This is a genomic window from Psychrobacter sp. ANT_H59 (genome assembly GCF_008369225.1).
In the GTDB taxonomy this organism is placed as follows: Bacteria; Pseudomonadota; Gammaproteobacteria; order Pseudomonadales; family Moraxellaceae; genus Psychrobacter; species Psychrobacter cryohalolentis.
On the sequence record NZ_VOBE01000002.1, the window covers coordinates 189713 to 208465 of the forward strand.

The 18753-nt window shown below is 40.5% G+C and carries 14 protein-coding genes; 2 read left to right on the top strand and 12 right to left on the bottom strand.

The genetic code is table 11. The features are described from left to right. Positions 1–6 precede the first annotated feature (6 nt). Positions 7–531 (bottom strand): hypothetical protein, encoded by a 525-nt coding sequence (locus tag FQ083_RS03865; RefSeq protein WP_149408901.1) that lies wholly within the window; start codon positions 529–531, stop codon positions 7–9. Positions 532–714: 183 nt separating this feature from the next. Continuing rightward, entirely contained in the window at positions 715–3495 is a 2781-nt protein-coding gene (gene secA, locus FQ083_RS03870) for a preprotein translocase subunit SecA (RefSeq protein ID WP_149408902.1), read from the bottom strand. A 398-nt stretch (positions 3496–3893) separates the two neighbouring features. On the opposite strand from secA, the gene mutS reads away from it, so the two are divergent. Both mutS and fdxA read left to right on the top strand, forming a co-directional pair. After that, entirely contained in the window at positions 3894–7022 is a 3129-nt protein-coding gene (gene mutS, locus FQ083_RS03875; protein ID WP_149408903.1) for a DNA mismatch repair protein MutS, read from the top strand. A 92-nt stretch (positions 7023–7114) separates the two neighbouring features. Beyond that, positions 7115–7438 carry a ferredoxin FdxA gene (gene fdxA / locus FQ083_RS03880; protein ID WP_149408904.1) on the top strand — a complete coding sequence of 108 codons (324 nt, stop codon included), beginning with the start codon at positions 7115–7117 and terminating at the stop codon, positions 7436–7438. A gap of 193 nt (positions 7439–7631) precedes the next feature. Here fdxA and FQ083_RS03885 read toward each other — a convergent pair whose 3' ends face one another. The 10 genes from FQ083_RS03885 to FQ083_RS03930 all read right to left on the bottom strand — a co-directional run bounded on the left by FQ083_RS03885 (position 7632) and on the right by FQ083_RS03930 (position 18453). Then, positions 7632–8078, bottom strand: a complete 447-nt coding sequence (locus tag FQ083_RS03885) for a pilin (RefSeq protein ID WP_149408905.1) — start codon at positions 8076–8078, stop codon at positions 7632–7634. A 53-nt stretch (positions 8079–8131) separates the two neighbouring features. Beyond that, positions 8132–9685: a PglL family O-oligosaccharyltransferase gene (locus FQ083_RS03890; protein ID WP_188004063.1), complete on the bottom strand. Its 1554-nt coding sequence runs from the start codon at positions 9683–9685 to the stop codon at positions 8132–8134. 34 nt (positions 9686–9719) lie between these two features. Then, positions 9720–10148 (bottom strand): pilin, encoded by a 429-nt coding sequence (locus FQ083_RS03895; protein WP_149408907.1) that lies wholly within the window; start codon positions 10146–10148, stop codon positions 9720–9722. A gap of 318 nt (positions 10149–10466) precedes the next feature. Beyond that, positions 10467–10916 carry a type IV pilin protein gene (locus FQ083_RS03900; protein WP_149408908.1) on the bottom strand — a complete coding sequence of 150 codons (450 nt, stop codon included), beginning with the start codon at positions 10914–10916 and terminating at the stop codon, positions 10467–10469. After that, entirely contained in the window at positions 10916–11464 is a 549-nt protein-coding gene (locus FQ083_RS03905; RefSeq protein WP_149408909.1) for a prepilin-type N-terminal cleavage/methylation domain-containing protein, read from the bottom strand. The genes FQ083_RS03900 and FQ083_RS03905 overlap by 1 nt, the downstream gene beginning before the upstream one ends. 12 nt (positions 11465–11476) lie before the next feature. Continuing rightward, on the bottom strand, positions 11477–15451 hold the full coding sequence (locus FQ083_RS03910) for a pilus assembly protein PilY (RefSeq protein ID WP_149408910.1): 3975 nt from the start codon (positions 15449–15451) through the stop codon (positions 11477–11479). Positions 15452–15493: 42 nt separating this feature from the next. Then, positions 15494–16354 carry a PilX N-terminal domain-containing pilus assembly protein gene (locus tag FQ083_RS03915; RefSeq protein ID WP_020442624.1) on the bottom strand — a complete coding sequence of 287 codons (861 nt, stop codon included), beginning with the start codon at positions 16352–16354 and terminating at the stop codon, positions 15494–15496. A 22-nt stretch (positions 16355–16376) separates the two neighbouring features. Next, positions 16377–17381, bottom strand: a complete 1005-nt coding sequence (locus tag FQ083_RS03920; protein WP_020442623.1) for a prepilin-type N-terminal cleavage/methylation domain-containing protein — start codon at positions 17379–17381, stop codon at positions 16377–16379. Beyond that, complete coding sequence (gene pilV / locus FQ083_RS03925; protein ID WP_011512635.1) at positions 17381–17947, bottom strand: type IV pilus modification protein PilV; 567 nt, start codon at positions 17945–17947, stop codon at positions 17381–17383. Before pilV ends, FQ083_RS03920 begins: the two co-directional genes overlap by 1 nt. Beyond that, positions 17947–18453: a prepilin-type N-terminal cleavage/methylation domain-containing protein gene (locus tag FQ083_RS03930; protein WP_149408911.1), complete on the bottom strand. Its 507-nt coding sequence runs from the start codon at positions 18451–18453 to the stop codon at positions 17947–17949. The genes pilV and FQ083_RS03930 overlap by 1 nt, the downstream gene beginning before the upstream one ends. Positions 18454–18753: the final 300 nt, after the last annotated feature.

An 18753-nucleotide genomic window follows, 5' to 3' on the forward strand; every position in this document is an offset into this window, starting at 1 on the left:
TAGCCGTTATTGAGTCTTTTTACATTCATAAGTAGTGACGTTAGTGGTGTCAGTGCCAGCGGTACGCATTACACCTGTTTCGCGATCTTTATGGGCTACGCGCCATTGTACAAAGCCTGTCGTCCCATCGATAGCCGTTGCGCCCTCAAATACTTCAGGATTGCTGGCTTCATTGGTTTTTGTCAAAGTGACAGTACCTTTAGCAGTTGCAAGTACCACTTGGCTATCCGTATCTTTATAAGTCGCTTCGACTTCTAGCTCAGGAGAGCACAAGTACGTTATTTGATTGACGCCAGTATTAACCGTAGCCACGGTATCATCTGCGACTTCGCTAGCGGAGGCATCTACGACCACATCACTTGGCTCTGCAGGTTCAGCAGACATAGGCACTGCCTGCTCTTCACTTATACTCTCTTCTAGACTTGGCTCTGTTTCTTGTTTTGGCTGACAGGCTGTTATAGACAAGGCTCCTGCCAATAATGCCGTAACAACCAAAGAGTGACGCCACTGTTTTAATAATGCTACATTCATCATGCTCTCCCAAATAATTATGCTAAACACTATAGCCTGTCCACAAATGCGCGCCTACATTGAATTTGTAAGTAATCAATACAATGTAGATGATATTTTTATTCAGCCATCACTCCTCAGTACATAAAAAAAGTCCCTATCTATTTCGATAAGGACTTCTTAATCAAGGAATGTTAGCTAGGTTTATATTTTGCCATGACATTGCTTATACTTAAGTGCTGAACCACATGGGCATGGGGCGTTACGGCTGATATTCATACCAGTATATGGGTCTGCATCATCGCTACTGCCCGCCATAGCACCTGCTACGCCAGAACCCGTAGCAGCGCCAACGACATTGCGGCTTTGCACTGCTGCTCTTTCCACACCGCCGTCCATATTATCGATATCACTATGCTCAAACTGCATTTGCATATGAGCGGCATTTTCACGTTGCTGTATTTCTAACGCCTCTAGCTCTTCTTTGGTTGGGATATGCACACGTGATAAGTCTTGTACTGTTTCAGACTTGATCGCGCCAAGCATCATCTGGAACAGCTCAAATGATTCACGCTTATATTCCTGCTCAGGGTTTTTCTGTGCATAACCACGCAGATGAATACCTTTACGCAGCTGATCCATCTGGGTTAAATGCTCTTTCCAGTGCTTATCTAAACTTTGCAGCATAAAATGACGCTCAAGCTGAGCCGCATCTTTTTCGCCCATTTGCTCACGGCGACTGTGATAACGATCCAGTGCTGTTTCGATGATCTTGGCTCGTAAGCCTTCTTCATCTAGGCGGCGATCTTCATCAAGCCAATCGTTGATAGGCATTGCAATCTTAAATTCGTTCTCAAGCTCATCCTCTAACCCATCGACATTCCACTGATCATCGATAGAGCCTGGCGGAATAAACTGGTTAATCATGGCATTATAGACTTCTTGATGCATGATTTTAATGGCCTCTAACAAGTCCATCTCTGCCAACAAATCATCACGCTGACCATAGATGACTTTACGTTGATCATTGGCCACATCATCGTATTTCAGTAGGTTTTTACGCGCATCAAAATCGCGACTCTCTACTTTACCTTGGGCGTTTTCAATCGACTTTGAAACCATTTTATGTTCAATGGCTTCGTCTTCTTTTAGCCCCATGGCACGCATCATATTCACGACGCGATCACCGGCGAAGATACGCATTAAGTCATCTTCAAGTGATAAGAAGAAACGTGACATCCCAGAATCACCTTGACGACCCGCACGTCCACGCAGCTGATTATCAATACGGCGTGATTCATGACGTTCAGAACCAATAATATGCAAACCACCGGCCGCAACGACTTGGTCATGCTTGATTTGCCATTGGGCTTTTAGACGCGCCATTTCTTCAGGGCTAACCGCATCAATATCTTCAATAAACGATTGCCAGTTACCGCCAAGGATAATATCGGTACCACGACCTGCCATATTGGTAGCAATCGTGACCGATTTTGGACTACCTGCCTGCGCAATGATTTCAGCTTCACGCTCATGCTGCTTAGCGTTTAGCACATTATGCTTAACGCCTTCTTGATCGAGCAGATAAGACAATTCTTCACTGGCTTCAATAGTTGCCGTACCAACCAATACTGGCGCGCCTTTGGCTTGAATCTCTTGAATTTCGCGGATAATGCCTTTGTATTTGCCTAACTTGGTTAAGAAAATTTGGTCATCCATATCGACACGAGCAATCGGCTCATGCGTTGGAATCACAATGACATCTAAGTCATAGGTTGATTTAAATTCTGCTGCTTCAGTATCAGCGGTACCCGTCATACCAGACAGTTTGTCATATAGACGGAAAAAATTCTGGAATGTGGTGGTTGCAAGTGTTTGGTTTTCTGCTTGAATCTCAACATTTTCTTTGGCTTCAACGGCTTGATGCAGACCTTCTGACCAACGACGACCCGGCATAGTACGACCGGTGTTTTCATCAACGATAACCACTTCGCCATCATCGACAATATAATGGATATTTTTGACAAAGACATGGTGGGCACGAATCGCCGCTTGTACGTGAGCCAATAATGGCAAACGGCTTGGGCTATAAAGACTTTCGTTTTCGCCAAGCTCGCCGACTTGGATTAAGAAGCGCTCAATTTTCTCATAGCCTTTTTCACTAATCTCAATCTGGCGATTTTTCTCATCAATCCAAAAATCCTCTTCTTCATTATTTTTATTGGCTTCTTCGTCTTTTGAGCGAATAAGCACAGGAATAATGGTATTAATCAGCGCATACATGCGTGATGAATCTTCAGCTTGACCCGAGATAATCAACGGCGTACGAGCTTCATCGATTAAAATAGAGTCAATCTCATCAATAATACAGAAGTTTAGCGGGCGCTGCTTTTTCTCTTTTAAACTAAAGACCATGTTATCGCGCAAATAATCAAAACCGTACTCGTTATTGGTACCGTAAGTGATATCCGCTTGATAAGCATCGACTTTTTCTTGTGGTGGTTGCTGCGAGTAAATCACGCCAACCGTCATGCCCAAAAAGCCAAATAGGGGACGGTTTAATTCCGCATCACGTGCCGCCAAATAATCATTAACCGTCACCAAATGTACGCCTTTGCCACTGATGGCATTGAGGTACATCGCCAAGGTACCCATCAAGGTTTTACCCTCACCAGTTTTCATCTCAGCGATTTTGCCTTCGTGCAAGGTAATACCACCGATCAGCTGCACGTCATAGTGGCGCATACCGTTAACCCGTAAAGACGCTTCACGACAAACCGCAAACGCTTCTGGCAATAAGGCATCTAGACTTTCGCCGCCTTGGTGTCTTACTTTAAATTCTTCAGTTTTTTGTTGTAATTGCTCATCAGACAGGGCTTGTATCGCAGCCTCGTATGCGTTGATTTTGCTGACCACTTTGCGCATGCGTTTAAGTTCACGCTCATTTTTGGTGCCAACGACACTGCCTATAATCTTTGATAACATAATTTTTTGACCTATGGAAATATTCGATAATTAGTGCGTATGACAACGCTTTACTCGCTGTTTTTTTAATTATTTGGCTGGTTACTATCCAATTTAAGACCGTCCAATAAAATATCGCCCAATTAAGTGTGACGTCATTATATATGGTTATGACGGCGATGGATACAAGGGCAGTTAGCAGATATTTGCCGACGTAAAAAGGTGATAGGACGTGTTAAAATAACACTTATAAACCTATGTTTTTCAATTTTTTTGCTTATTGCCAGCACACTTTTTAGATGATCTATTTTATTTTGAACTGATTATTATTAGCCTTTATATCTAAAGCCTTCTATCTAGCCAAACTTATTTAAACACCCCTATTCAATAAATAAAAAAGACAACTTAAGAGATTCTGCATGCCAGTTAAACCTTCTGCTCAAAATAACAATCTTAGTAAACCCACTTCAAAATCTGTGCCAGTTGACTCTGACTCATTGGTCATAGGTGATGCCATCTATCACTTGGCAGATCATACGCCGATGATGGTGCAATATCTCAATATGAAGGTTAACTATCCCCAAGCGTTATTGCTGTACCGGATGGGTGATTTTTACGAGTTATTTTTTGATGATGCCAAACGCGCGGCACAGATATTGGACATTACTTTAACCCGTCGAGGTACCGATAAAGCAGGTAATACGATTGCGATGGCAGGTGTCCCTTTTCATGCTGCAGATAGTTATATGGCAAGATTGATCGCTGCTGGGCAAACCGTCGTTGTCTGTGAACAAATCGATGAATCAGCTACTGGCACTGACAATGCAAATAACCCGTCCAATGCTCCGACGATGGGCGATAAGCAGAAGAAAGATAAGAGCAAATCTACTGCTGGCACTATTATGCGCCGTGAAGTGGTCAAAACGCTGACCGCAGGGACTATTACTGACGATGCACTCATTGCGCCCAATCACACCCCGACTGTCGTCGCTATTGATATCGAGATTCCTAAATCGAACAGCAAACAACCTGTGCAAGCTGCCGTTAGCCAAATGGATTTAGCCGCTGGGACTTTGACGACGCAAACGATCAGCGCTAATCAAGATGATATTGAATCTTTACAAACCCAAATGCTCACGGTGCTGGCACGCTTTGCGCCAAGCGAATGTATTATTAGTGAAGCGCTGAGTGACAGTAATGGTGATATCAGCGAAGAGTGGCTGCTATGGCTACGTCAACATCTTAATTGCCCTATTATTGAAGTTGCGGCTAATGACTTCCACCGTGAGCATGCCAGCGCAACCCTTTGCCAACAGTTTGAGGTTCAGCGTCTTGATGGGCTTGGTATTAGCGGTGCACCACTTGCCCAGTCTAGCTGCGCGGCGCTTATTCACTATGCACGACAAACCCAGCAGCGTCATGTACCACAAGTTAACCAGCTTATCGTCGAATATAATGATGACTATTTAATCATTGATGCCAATAGTCAGCAAAACCTTGAGCTATTTACGGCCGTTAGCAGTAATGGTACGTCATTAATATCTGTTCTCAACCACTGTCAAACGCCGATGGGTCGACGCTTACTCGTGCAGCAGATTAAACGCCCACTGCGTCAGCATTCGCGTATTAATTTGCGTTTAGATGCGATAACCAGTTTGCTAAATAACAGTGACCTGTCTATCAATACTGAATATTCTGATCAACACTTAGAAAAGAGTGTATTCGTCCAAAATATACGCGAAACCTTAAATGCTATCGGTGATATTGAGCGCATCAGTAGCCGTATTGGTCTGATGAGTGCTAAACCACGTGACTTGCGTAAATTGGCTGATGGTATTGCTAGTAGCGCCCAGCTTAATACTCTACTGATAAATGCGGGTATCAGCCATGAGCAGGCAGGACTGTTGCCGATGTTAATGCAGCAATTGCCTGCGCAGTTACCTGCCGTACAATCTGTCGCCGAGCTTATTGAGCGAGCTATTATCGTAGAGCCACCGGCGCATATTCGTGATGGTGGCATGTTAGCCGCAGGCTATGATGCAGAGTTTGATCGCCTTACCCATTTGCATGACAATATCCAAGTGACATTGGATGAGATGGTGGAACGCGCGCGTCAAGAGAGCCAATTACCCAGTCTAAAGGTAGGCTTTAATAAAGTGAGCGGCTTTTATTTTGAATTGCCTAAAATGCAGGCAAAAAATGCCCCTGCACATTTTATCCGGCGGCAAACTCTGAAAAGTAGCGAGCGTTTTATCACTGACGAGCTAAAGACAGTCGAAACTGAGTATCTAAGCGCGCAAAGCTTAGCATTGACTCGCGAAAAGCAGCTGTATAATGAGCTATTGATACGATTAGGTAGCCATTTAGCGGAGTTACAACAACTCAGCGCTGCTATCGCCCAGATAGATGTACTCAGTAATTGGGCGCAACTTGCGATCACTTATAACTGGCAGTGTCCAGCCATGAGTAACGAATCGAAAGAGAGCAGCATCTTAGATAATAGCTTAGAAAACAGTCACTCAGAAAATGGCTTGAATAATAACAGTCAAACCAGTATTGATATCAAAGCAGGTCGTCATGTTGTTGTAGAAGCTGTACTAAATCCTATTCATACTCATCAAAATAATCCTGCCAAACATAGCAGTCATTTTGTCGCCAATGATTGTGCATTGGGCAGTCATGCAAACCCTGAGCGATTATTAATGATTACTGGGCCTAATATGGGTGGCAAATCGACCTATATGCGCCAAACCGCGCTGATTGTCCTACTGGCTCATTGCGGTAGCTTTGTCCCAGCAGCGCGTGCTCATATTGGTGATATCGACCGTATCTTTACCCGTATTGGCTCGGCTGATGATTTGGCAGGTGGCAAATCAACCTTTATGGTGGAAATGATTGAAACCGCTAATATTCTTAACCAAGCAACCAATAAATCGCTAGTGCTGATGGATGAAGTCGGACGCGGTACAGCCACCACTGATGGCTTGGCAATCGCTCATGCTTGCGTTAATCGATTGGTAGAGATTGGCTGCCTGACATTATTTGCCACTCATTATTTTGAGCTGACAAAATTGGCACAAAGTTATGACTGCAATGACAAACTTATCCGTAATGTCCATGTCGCCGCCAGTGAGATCGACGGTCAACTGTTACTACTGCATCAAATCAAAGATGGTGCAGCAAGCTCCAGCTTTGGGTTACATGTGGCAAAAATGGCGGGTATCCCAACTCAAGTGCTTAATGATGCCAAGCGTTATTTAGTAGATAACTTAAGCATAGACAATCTAAAACCAGATAACGAAAGTATTGATGATGACAAAAATGAATTAGCTAAGTCGGTAAAGGATAAACGCCAGCAGACTTATGATAGTAGTATAGAGAAACCAAACATCGGGAATCTTGATAAAAAACAAAAAAATATAGATATTCCACAACAAAATCAGCTATTTAGCCTACAATACGAACTACAGGCTATCGACCCTGATAGCCTAACGCCAAAGCAGGCACATGATTTTCTATATCATCTGAAGAAAATCATTAGTTATTAAAGGGAATTGTTAAATTATCTCAAAAGCGCTAAAATGTGCCTTATTTTTAATCTATTCTATTTCGCTCAATCCAATAACAGGTAGACAGTACTATGACCTTTGTCGTTACAGAGAACTGCATTCTTTGCAAATACACCGACTGTGTGGAAGTCTGTCCTGTCGACTGCTTTTATGAAGGACCGAACTTCCTCGTCATCGACCCTGATGAGTGCATCGATTGCGCGCTATGCGAACCTGAATGCCCTGCTAATGCTATCTTCTCAGAAGATGAAGTGCCAAAAGGGCAAGAGATGTTCACTCAGCTAAATGAAGAGCTGGCGCAAAAATGGCCAAACATCACTGAGATGAAAGGACAGATGCCAGAAGCTGAAAAGTGGGATGGCGTGGAAGGCAAAATTCAGTATTTAGAGAAATAATTTACTAAAATCCGAACACTTTATTGAAGTTAAATTAGGCTGTGGCTTTTGCTACGGTCTTTTTTTGTCATAAACTATATTAATGAATTGAGACGTAGGCGGCGGCTTTAGTCCTGAAAAACGTCAAAAAATTGCATTACAACTTAATTTTTGCAAGAAAAATGCTTTAAATAGAACTTCCTTGAGCTACACTTCATCGACAAGCTTGCGGCAAATAAGCCGTAGCAATCCCAACCGATGCTCGACAAGTCCAATTACTATCATTATTTCTATCTAAAGTTAAAGTCTGATTGGATAAATAGCTGAGATTTTGGATTTGGCATTGCACTGCATTAGGAGTCGCGGCGTTGGCATTGGGCGGGGTCACACTAAACTGACAATATTGGGTCTGCGCTGGCATATTTAGACCGCTAGGGCTAAATTCGGTCACCCCTGCTCCCTCATCGATAAGTATCTGATAAGGCATGCGAAAGTGATTGATCTCTTGATAAATTAACATAACTTGAGTTTGCCGGATATAGTTTTGATAGCTGGCGGTAACTATCGCTGCTAATATCCCAATAATGGCAATAACCATCATTATCTCTATTAGCGTAAAGCCTGATTGATTTTTATGAGGAAGTTTTGAAGATGGTTGCATGGTGATAGCAGACTTGATTATCTTTTATTGTGTGATGCATACATTGTGCCATACTATAATTTAGAGCAGTTATTATATATTGCCGGACTAGATTTAAAATTTGAATATTCTTTCTGCATATATTTTTCCGGATATTGAGTATTCTGATTATTATATATAGCAGATTTATAGTAGGTTATTAGATTTTTATTAGTAGGATAACGATAGAAACTGTTTCTAAGGACTTTAAATTTATTATTTTTTAGAACATAGCACTCATCTAGAAATAAAATATCATTATTTATGTCTAAAGCATTCAATAATAGTATTTTGGAGGATATAGGCTGTATTTGCTGAGAAAACAGGTTTTTAGAAGCGTAAATGGTTCTTTTATTATTAAATAAGAAATAGTCTCTCGATATGATAATGACAGCAACTATCAATACAGTGACTATAGTCATCACAAGGCCTTTAACCTTTGAATTTTTAGTTTCATATACTTGCTGATGCAAAATACCGACATAAAGACCTACTGGTAATAAGAAATAGGCATATGCAAATGGGAATTCGAGCATACAATGGATAAAAAAAGCAGTGATAATAAGAAAATATATCAGTTGATTAGGAGTATTTATTTTTTTAAAGGTTTGCAAGAACCAGATGATGATGATAGTTATGATTGATATACCTATAGGGATACCAGTCCATACTATAATATCCAAAAATAGATTATGCGAATACTCAAGCCAAATATTTAAAGGATATTTTAAAGTTACTGAGGTTTGCGCTACCGAAGTTTGATTCCAGCCATAGCCAAACCATGGTTTATCTATTATGGCTATGAGCATCTGTTTCCATATATAGAGCCGTGAAGAATCAGAGCTAATTCTTTCTATCACAGTCAAACCTTGATCGTGGAAGAACAAAGTTATATAGGGCAAAGTCAAAACGAGAAATAAAAATGCTATAGAGCTTTTTAGCATAGTGCTAAAAAGGTTCAATTTCTTTTTAAGAAATGTGATAAATAATACGGCAATGAATACTAACCAGCTCGTTCTAGACTGAGTCAGCACTATACCCGTCATCAAAGTGGCACTTACTAAAAGATAGAGGTATATTTTTATTTTATTATTTTTAAATAATAAAATATTAGAGAAAAACCCTATAAATAGCAGCGTGGCTAAGTTATTAGGTTGACCTATATTTGCGAAGGGCCGGCGCGAGCTGCTATCTAATAGTAATGCAGAATGATAGATATTGCTCCATTGTATAAGCTGTAGCAATACACAGGATAGACTTATAAAAATAAAGGAGAAAGAGATTTTTTCGATCTCTTTAAACGACTTGGTGAGATTGATGCCACTGATTATACTTAAGAAAAAAGCGCTGATATAAATAAGAGATAAAACCAACTCTTGAGTAAAAAACAATAATCCAAATAAGTATTGAACCAAAGGAATAAGCGCTATAAGCCCGAAAACATAGATTACTCTTTCATCAATTTCAATATCTTTACGGTAGCTTTGTTTTGATACTAATATTATTAGAGCAAAAATAGCAAATAAATCTTGCAGAGCATTTAGCCAAGGCAAAAAAATGTTAGGGCTAAGATAACTTAGCCCTAACATTATGTAAAAAATTAGCATTTATATTAGAATTATTTTATGGGCGACATTCAGCTGGTACATATTTCGTAAAATCGGAAGTCGTAGTACATTTCCATGTTACTGCATCACCGGTATAAGTAGGTGTTAAGGTTAAAGGAACTGATTTAGCATCTGCCGTGGTTGTTACAAGAATTACGCCTGTTGTATCAGTACATGTTGAGGATAATACGTTCTTAGTCTTATTTGAAGCACCAATAAGTGACACTCCTGCACAGCTACCAGCACCGATAGTAGTACCGCCTTTGCTAATAATGTTTTCTGAAACGGTAGCTTTCATAGATGATGCCGTAGTTACAGCTTCGGTAACGCGAGCACGTGCTGTATAGTCGCTATAAGCAGGAATAGCAATCGCTGCTAGAATACCGATAATAGCGATTACGATCATTAGTTCGATTAAGGTAAAACCTTTTTGAGCAGTGTTCATATGAACTCCTTTTAGGGTATATAAAGATAATTGTCTATTGTTTCTACTAGCACGTTTTATCTTTAGGGATATAATGTATTTTTCTCTTATTATGGATATTGCACTTACCATGCCAAAATTATAGCTAGCGTTATCTTTTCAGCTAAATATCTAATTATCATTGAAATTTATTATTAACCGTTCTCTACTTTTATTTTAGCTAATATTAAATGTTACGCCCAAGCCACTAAAAATTGTCAGTCTGCCTATCATAAGTAACAAAAGGTAAAGATAACTGACGTTTTTTGTCAGATTCTCAACATTTCTATTTTATTTATATTATTTTGTCCATTCTTCACCAGTACCACAGACACTGCCTCGACATTTGACAGCTTGATAGTTAAGACTCAGATTATCATCACCTACCATTTGTGTCCCTGTCTTAGGACTGGCAGTAATTTTCCACTTAGCAACAAGTGGATCTGTTATGGTCACATCATATAGCTGAGTGCCCTGCCTTGGATATGCGGTAGCAAAATCTGTTTTGACACTTGCACTAATAGCACTATAGCTACCTTGTGCTAGCTTGCGGCTTTCAATCTCTGAAGCAATGTTCTGCATCTCACTCATCATGTCAGTACGTTTGGTTTTAATAACGTAGTTTTGATAACTAGGATAAGCAATTGCTGCCAAAATGCCGATGATGGCGACGACGATCATCATCTCAATCAGCGTAAAGCCCTGATCATTTTTTGATATTTTTTTAGATAATTCATTAAAATATGACATTACCAGTCCTCATTTCCAGTGCCGCAATTGGTAGAAGCAATGGTGACTGCCCTATCCTTACTTTTACATTTCACACCCGTACTATTTATCATCAAAATATGAGCATTTGAATTTTTAAATGAAGTATTTGGCTCTGCTAACATGCGCCATGAGCTGCCTGCGGTAGAATAACCAGTGCCTGTAGGAGCTAAAGTGTTACCTGTACTGCCATCTACTAACGCAATCATATAACGGTAATTCGTGCTATCGCTACCTTTAGGGACATAGATAGTTTTATTGTCAGTTGCATCATATGCATAGCTGATATCGCCATTACTTGCTATTTTTTTGGGCTTAAAGCCTTTATAAGTTAAAGCACTAGCGCGCCAACGGTTGAGCTCTATATCCAGCTCCTGCATTCGTGCCTGTGCTTGTGATTCAGCGTTACGCACCACAAACTGCCGATAAGACGGAATCGCAATCGCCGCTAAGATAGCCATGATTATGATGACTATCATCAGCTCTATAAGCGTAAAGCCTACTTGTCGTTTTAACGTCTTCATATTCATACGACCATCCTATCAGTCTACTTCGTACCACGTTTTCGGCTGTAGCGTAAAGCGCTCATTAAATATCATATCAGGCGCTGTACCATTACCAATGCTGCTATCAGTTGCTACTAAATTGCTTTGGTTCAGCCCTTTAGGGTTCGTAAGAGCATTGAAAAGTCCCTTGCCATTATCAGACCCAAAGTTTACGCGATCATTAGCACGTTCCGTCAATGTACGTGTCCCAATAAGGAGACGTTGGTTGGAGAGGCTGGAGCTACGTGGTCCGAGCGTCAACTCTTGAATACCTTTGCCTGCCTGCACATATCCACCAGTACCATTCTTAGAGGCGTCATCGGTACAGATGCCATAAGGTAAGCAATAGAGCTGTCTTTCTGAACCGCCTGTCACTTTTGCAGAGCAAGAATCTACGTCACCATAGCTCATATCTGGGTTATAAACCGTGGTATATATAAAGCTGTCAACTACTTCAGATTTACCAATGCCTTTGCCATATCTCACATTACCGTAGCCGTCAAAACGAGTCAGAGGATAGTACCAACCCTTTTTTGTGCCAGCTTTTTGGATATTAATGGCTGCATTTTTTTGAGCTAAAGTATACTCCGTAGCTGTAGAACTTCCAAGGGTTGAAGGCAACTCAGCTAAATGACTTGAGGCAGTATTGTTAGCTTCCAAATCCACGATTTCTTGACCACCAGATGTTCCCGTAGTCGTGAAATTACTAGCATAAAAAACACTGTTGGCCTTAGTCACATCACTGTCTATAATGCCATATAGCCGATCAGCTTTGGTATTATCACGTATTTTTGATAAAGGTGAGCTACGATCACCTGAGATGGCATTAACCAATGCGAATAGTCTATTAGTCGTATCGTTACGATAGAAACTGACAACCGGGCGTTCATAAAAACGGTAGTTATACTTTTTATCAGTGCCTGTATAGGCACTTTTGAGTACACGAGTGACCCTAGTATTGGTAAAAGAAGTTTCTGCTGATGCGGTTCCTGTCGTGACTGGCTTTATAAAACCTGCATTGGTAAAGTCAGCACGGAATATCTGACCACCCAAGTCTGCGAAATACATATGATCCATAAAGCCATCATTATCACGGTCTAAGGTAGTCACACCAGCGACAACGCTATTAGTCATAGCAGATACAGTATTGGATGCACCTGTGGAATTAGAAACGTTAGAAGCCGACCATATTAGAGCGCCTGTTTTGGCGTTAATGATATATACCGAGTTACCTTTGGTAGACGATATGTTTGAACAACTACTTAATAATTGGGCATCTATCACGCCAACTTGGAAGGTTTCTTTTTCATAACACATATCATAGCCACCACCGAACACTAATACATCGGTACCTGTATCAGTATTGCTGGTTTTTATTTTGGCCTTAGTAGGTTTTGACCATATCTGACCCATACGACTAAAGCCTGCAGTGGCTGGCGTTATCGTAAACATCATACTCGGATTATCACTATCATTGAGGTTTAGCCCGTAAAATGCTTCACCGCCCATACGCAGCCCACCATAAGCGAATACACCCTTACCCCCTGTCTTATTGACGTTTACCCTATTATTAGACAAATCATACTTATAGTCAGCAGTGACTAACCAAGGGGCGTCTATACCAAAGTTTGGAGATCCTATTTCAGCTTTTTTTGCGTCTTTAATAAGCGCATCAGACTTACTGGCATCTCTTAACATCTCTCTTGGTATAATAACAAACTTTTCTTTGCCACCATCACCAGTCCCTTGATCACCTGCATCTACCAAATGCAAGCCACCTTCGGATGAGCCAAATAATACATAGTCATCGCGTGTGTCCGTGACTCTACCAGTAGTAGGATCGAGAGTCGCTGAATAGGAAACTGCCGCTGGTGTAGAGTGAATAGTAGCACCTAGCACCTTAATGGCTTTTGATACATTAGCGGTACTAAGCGTCATATCTTTTACAGCCATGCCTGTAGCTGGAAGTACATCAAATCCTAAAAAATTTAGTAGTTTTCTCAGGGTTGCTGTGCTATAGGTACTTGTATCTTTAAAGGTAGTATCAGTTAAGACATTATTATCTACAGTCATTTTTCCAGCAATATTTACTCCTACCTTTCTTAAAACTGTAGATTGATCAGTCGCACTTTTCCAATCTTCGACATACAATGCTCTGACCGAAGTAACACCATTAACAGGTGTCTTTAACTGAGCGTAAAAACCACCCGACTCTACTTTATCATTTTTGTTAAGATAATCTTGATCTGACCAGAAATCTGGCGTTACTGGATTTAGCTCACCTGCTATATTTTTAAATAGTTTAGAACCACCCTTACCAAATAGCGTACCTTCATTTAATTTATACTTTTTCATATTACCTTCCCAAATTACGGAATTATCACCGACTTTGGGTTGTAAAGTTGGATAATATGCAACTGCCAGTTGACTGTCCGCTCGATAAGGGTCGTCAGGTATAATGATAGTTCCTGAAGGTGTCGAAGGTAAGGTGTTATCCAAATCGGTTACAAAAGATATAATACTATTGACAATATCATTTGTAGACTGCGCTGAGTAGAATCCACCTTCCCCAAAGCCTCCAACCCCTGGTAATGAAGGATGCGCCTTTTCTCCCCAGTTACAAGCGTTTCTTGCATCTAAAGTAGAATCATTATTCTTACCAACTATATTTTTGCAGTTATAAAAATCACGATTTGATATAACACCAGTTTTTGGATTGGTATAAGATAAGTTACGAATAACTCGCTGCGATTCCGGCTTCGCTGCGTCTTCCACTCTATCGACATCGAAATCTGAACCAAAGCCAACCACTGCGGTATAGATTTCTTGATCTGTACCTAATGGGCTAACCGTCGAGTCACGTAAGGCTTTGGCAAACGAACCAACTTCGGGCATACCGTTATTATTACCACTGCCACTCGGCAATGTGTCGTTAGATTGGCTAAAATTACTGCGGTTTAAAGCCAGCTTCATTAGATCTAAAGGCTTTTCAGAGTTATTTGGTGCTCCATCAGTCAAGAAGTAGATGCCTCGTCCGTCGCAGCTAGAAGGCTTTAAAAGTGGACTGATATAATTGCTACCACTATTACTTTTAGAAGATATAGTGGATTTGCTAAAACCACTACCAGTACCACTGGTTTTGGTACCCAGCATATAGGCGCCAACTTCTGCATAAGCATTCGCTGTCGGTGTACCGCCTCCTCCAGCTGCAGCAGCTACAACTTGGCGAATCTTTTGACGCTGTGTTTCATCTAATAATGCTGCAGGTAAAAGTATTTTACCACTACTGCCATCAGCATTCTTAGCAGTCCCATTTGCATTAAACTCTACAATATTATCACTGCCGCTTTGTGAAGAAAACTGGCCAATGCCAATGGCGACTTTTTTAGGATCTAACTGTGTGCTATTCATTAGAGTAAAGATTGCATCTTTAAGACGAGTAAGGCGATCGTATACTTTTTCACCTGTAAAATAATACTGATTGCCACTACTAGAGGTTATATAGTCATATCCTACAGTCGATGGTGCTTTACTAAGCTTGCTATCACAATCGTTAAAGCTATAATTACTAGATCCAGAGCCATTGCTACCACCACAACGGTACCATTGGTTTTTATCATTTACATCTAAACGATAAAAATATCGAGCATTATTACTACAGAAGTTTCTTATATATTGAGGGTTGGTATTTGACCATTCTGCTCCAACTGCAGAAAAAGTTGCCCCTCCTGGAAGATCACAGGCATAATTTACTTGATTTAACGTCATACTACCGGAGGTATCTAACATCATAGTAATAGTAGTTTTACCACTTTCTGCCGCTTTATAAATCTCTAAATCACCGATTTTTTTATCTGCCACATCTGCCTGTGAGATTGGCATTGCTATCATGGATGCCATGGCAACGACCAAATACTTTAGTGGTACTGCAATCATTTTATTTATTGTCGGTACGTTATCAAATCGCTTCATGACATCTATCCTTATATTGTTTCAGTGCAATGAGTAAGCAGACTAGGGCGCTGTTGAAAGTACACACTTGGAATTTAGTGTTCCTTTACCAAAGGGATAACATTTGGTAGAAGAAGAAACGTTTTCAACATCTGCTTGCTCATACAGCATTTTGCTCGGTGTGCTAGCCGCTAATAGGCACTCATCTAATGATTTTTTGCCAGTTGCTACATTGTTACGAATACTGGTCTGCTCAAAGCACTTTTCAGTCCCTAATTTGGGCTCATTATAAGCGGGCAATGAAGATGTTGGTCGAATATCAAATTTAAACTTTTTGCTTGTTCTATCTTCAACTTCTTTACCAATGACAACATGTTCAAACGCTTCTATATTTGCACTAGGAGGAGTAATCGCAATACTTACCTGTGTCATAACCGCCTGCCTAGCACTAGTGTAATCAGCGGCATTTGCATAATTACAGATACCGTTATTAATACCATCTACATACCCACCAGCAGGCACCCTGACTGTTGCACTATTGGTTAAATATCTCTGGGTACGCGGATTAAAACAATAAATAAATTCATTAGCTTTATTATCTTCAAATAATAAAAAATGACCGAGTGCCCCTGTCGCACTTGTTACATCTTGGTATCCATTAGATGTTGGGCTACCATTTACCATGGTCTCTATTTTTTGATTAGCACTATCTGCTGATTGCAGTAATACTGTATTGATCTGATCACTTGTCGCAATTTTAAGATCTGTCGTACTTTGTCTAACTGCAATAGCCCCTGCCAACATAATCAGCACTAAAAACAATAACACCACTATTAGCGTTGCTCCTTGCTCCGCTCTCCCGTATGCCAAACCTATATTGATATGTTTTTGTGTCGAACTTGATAAGTCACGATAGTGAATCACTTTTAGTCTCCTTACCAATAGGTTATAGGCTGGTATTTATATTGACTACACGAGCATTACGTAACAACGTTGTGGTTTCATAAGTGCTACGGACTTTCTTTTTGCTACTAGTATCTGCCTTTAATTTATTCTCTGTTGACGATTGCCCTAACAAAGCAAATTCTGACTGTTCAGCACTTCCTATAATAGGTGTACTACCATGAACAATTAAACCGATCTTGACAGCGGTAAGTACTGGATTACCAGTTGTTATCAATGAATAGGCACTGCTCGGAAGATAAATGATTTGTCCTGCATTAGTACCAGTCGTGTACTGAGCACCTAATAACACCTTGAATTGATCGATATTGACAATAAATTCTTGGCCAGCCTGACCAAAGTTTCTTGAATCACTTGATGGTGTCACAGTATCTATACCACCAGTCTTTTTAACGCGTCCTGCATCACAAGCCAATACTAATTTTTTGATAGCGCCAGTACTGGTATCCCCTGTTGCCTGACGTACAAAATAACGCTCAATAACGATATCATTGACAGCAGCAACCGCTCCTTCACAATCTGTCATTGGAGCGCCTGTTATGTTGATATATTGAATCGTCAACTGATCGCTATTGGTATTAGTATTTGATATGCCTGTCCACCCATTCGCACCAACGGCACTATCTCCTGCACGTCTTGTCAGATACCCCGTATTAGGATAAGGATTCGGTTCATTCGGATTCGGAACGCCAATATTAAGACCCGTTAAGACAATTCCGCCACTGGGAGTGGTACCATCAATTCTGGTGGTTGGATTACCAAGGTTTGCTAGGCGAATACTTTTTTCTAATTGTTGTAATCCGAACACACTGGCATCCTGTAGCTCACTACCACTTGCCTGAATACTGCTTGTTTTTACATTGATAAGATATACTTGAATAGCGGCTGCAGATACGATCAAGCCAAGCACTAAAGAAATCATCAGCTCTATTAACGTAAAGCCTGCTTGGTAATCATTAATATAATTATTTTTATGGCTATATGACATCAGTAAGCCTCCATAATAAAGCACTCTGCGCCGTTTTTATAACTGCCATTTGCGTTGGCACAAGCTTTAGCTTCAGTATCACTTAAACCAACTGTGGTGTCTCCCCAACTTGCTACAAAACACTGGAGTTCTTGATTACCTGATGTACCAGGACAGCCATTTGGAACCATACCAATATTAATGTCATTGGCGCTTGCATATGACTTTAATAACAATCCGTCACGTGTCGCAAGTTGGTCAATAGTACAACTGGCTGATGCTGCAGGTGCGGTATTACCACTTGTCAGACAACTGTCTTTAGTTATGCTCTTACTATCAACACTAACCGTGTCTGAAGATCCGTTTATTGCCGTCTTAAAAGCAGCAATACCGCTAGGATTAGTACGCATCGTCTCTGCACCGCCTCGCATAATAGCTAAAGAACGAGTACGCATTAAACTTTCGTCTGTCGCTTTTATAGCGGACATTTGCATGGCGCTGAACCCTAATACAGCCACTGCTAATAATAGCAATGCGACCATCACCTCTATTAACCCTATGCCTGACTGTGTGTCTTGTATATTCATTAACAGCTCCCAGCATTTGTAGTATTAACGTTAGCAATGTTAGTAAGGCTTACTTGTCTGGGCGTTTCACTATTAGAGCCACTATCACAGATGGTATATACTACTGTGGCATTGTTAGCTATTCTCTTATTTGGTTGAAAAACGATATTGGTTACTGTAGATGGAGTAATCGTTTGGGTAACAGTACTTTTATCACTAATATTATAGCTAGATATTTCGCTACCATTAGCTTGCAACTTAATCGTTTTAGGCGCGCTACTATTACCATATACAACACTTATATTCTGACGGCGTAGGACGCTTTCTACTTTTGCTTCTGTTAAAGCATTTGCCAATGTAGCCGCAGTCGACTTAACCCTTTGATTGGCAAGCTGAGTACTGATATTAGGTGCTGCAATACCGACAATAGTAGCAAGCACGGCAATCGTTACCATCAGCTCAATCAGAGTAAACCCTGAGCTACTTCTACGCAATTTCTGTGGTCGATTGTCAGCCGATGCTTTCACGTTAAATTCCTATATAGCTGCTGGCATATTCAAGCAGGACTGGCTCTACAGTCGTAGTGAATACCTAATATTTAAACAGGCTTTAATATAAAATAGTCAACTATAGCCATGCAATTTTTGTTCCATAAAACAAGTTGTCTAATCAATCAGCTTACACACTTTACTTCTCTATCTTTAAAACAGGCTATCTATTGGCTATTAGCAGCATATGTTTATAGTCTATCTAATTGTCAATATAGCGTGGGAGTAAAATAATGGAAACATAATAGCAACATAATAGTAGTTGCTAACAAGTTTATT

Coding starts and splice junctions, on each gene's coding strand:
- FQ083_RS03865 (WP_149408901.1), bottom strand. CDS start 531: ATGAATGTAGCATTATTAAAACAGTGGCGTCACTCTTTGGTTGTTACG.
- secA (WP_149408902.1), bottom strand. CDS start 3,495: ATGTTATCAAAGATTATAGGCAGTGTCGTTGGCACCAAAAATGAGCGT.
- mutS (WP_149408903.1), top strand. CDS start 3,894: ATGCCAGTTAAACCTTCTGCTCAAAATAACAATCTTAGTAAACCCACT.
- fdxA (WP_149408904.1), top strand. CDS start 7,115: ATGACCTTTGTCGTTACAGAGAACTGCATTCTTTGCAAATACACCGAC.
- FQ083_RS03885 (WP_149408905.1), bottom strand. CDS start 8,078: ATGCAACCATCTTCAAAACTTCCTCATAAAAATCAATCAGGCTTTACG.
- FQ083_RS03890 (WP_188004063.1), bottom strand. CDS start 9,685: ATGTTAGGGCTAAGTTATCTTAGCCCTAACATTTTTTTGCCTTGGCTA.
- FQ083_RS03895 (WP_149408907.1), bottom strand. CDS start 10,148: ATGAACACTGCTCAAAAAGGTTTTACCTTAATCGAACTAATGATCGTA.
- FQ083_RS03900 (WP_149408908.1), bottom strand. CDS start 10,916: ATGTCATATTTTAATGAATTATCTAAAAAAATATCAAAAAATGATCAG.
- FQ083_RS03905 (WP_149408909.1), bottom strand. CDS start 11,464: ATGAATATGAAGACGTTAAAACGACAAGTAGGCTTTACGCTTATAGAG.
- FQ083_RS03910 (WP_149408910.1), bottom strand. CDS start 15,451: ATGAAGCGATTTGATAACGTACCGACAATAAATAAAATGATTGCAGTA.
- FQ083_RS03920 (WP_020442623.1), bottom strand. CDS start 17,381: ATGTCATATAGCCATAAAAATAATTATATTAATGATTACCAAGCAGGC.
- pilV (WP_011512635.1), bottom strand. CDS start 17,947: ATGAATATACAAGACACACAGTCAGGCATAGGGTTAATAGAGGTGATG.